This window comes from Streptococcus sp. OH4692_COT-348, assembly GCF_003859975.1.
Taxonomy (GTDB): domain Bacteria; phylum Bacillota; class Bacilli; order Lactobacillales; family Streptococcaceae; genus Streptococcus.
This window is the reverse complement of sequence record NZ_RQZB01000043.1, coordinates 1-809: the sequence shown is the minus strand read 5'-3', so window position 1 is coordinate 809 and position 809 is coordinate 1. Positions and strand designations below refer to the sequence as shown.

The following is an 809-nucleotide window of genomic DNA, read 5'->3' as shown; positions in this document are numbered from 1 at the left end:
GGTTCTGTTGCAAAGTTTTAAATCTACTATCAAATAAGGTAGAATAATAGAAAAAGATAGCAGGAGGAATGACGATGAATCATTTTAAAGGAAAGCAATTTCAGCAGGATGTGATTATTGTAGCCGTGGGCTACTATCTTCGTTATAACCTTAGCTATCGTGAAGTTCAAGAAATCTTATATGATCGTGGCATTAACGTTTCTCATACGACGATTTATCGTTGGGTGCAAGAATATGGCAAACTACTCTATCAAATTTGGAAAAAGAAAAATAAAAAATCCTTTTATTCATGGAAAATGGATGAAACATACATCAAAATTAAAGGAAAATGGCATTATTTGTATCGAGCCATCGATGCAGATGGTTTAACCTTGGATATTTGGTTACGTAAAAAACGGGACACACAAGCAGCCTATGCTTTTCTTAAGCGGTTAGTGAAGCAGTTTGATGAACCGAAGGTTGTAGTCACAGATAAAGCCCCCTCTATTACAAGTGCCTTTAAGAGACTAAAAGAATACGGCTTTTATCAAGGGACAGAACATCGTACCATTAAATACCTGAATAATTTGATTGAACAAGACCATCGTCCAGTAAAGAGACGCAATAAATTCTATCGAAGTTTACGCACTGCCTCACCCACGATTAAAGGCATGGAAGCCATCCGAGGATTATATAAGAAAACCCGAAAAGAAGGCACTCTCTTCGGGTTTTCGGTCTGTACTGAAATCAAGGTATTATTGGGAATCCCAGCTTAAATCATAGATGCCGTAAGGGATTTTATTCTTTATTTAAAACTTTGCAACAGAACC

Annotated in this window: 1 protein-coding gene; it reads left to right on the top strand. The window is 36.7% G+C overall.

Annotated elements, in window-relative coordinates; all coding sequences use genetic code 11:
- Positions 1–74 precede the first annotated feature (74 nt).
- A complete protein-coding gene (locus EII37_RS10775; RefSeq protein WP_049486871.1) occupies positions 75–755 on the top strand; it encodes an IS6-like element IS1216 family transposase in 681 nt (226 codons plus the stop codon).
- The last annotated feature ends 54 nt before the right edge of the window (positions 756–809 follow it).

Coding starts and splice junctions, on each gene's coding strand:
- EII37_RS10775 (WP_049486871.1), top strand. CDS start 75: ATGAATCATTTTAAAGGAAAGCAATTTCAGCAGGATGTGATTATTGTA.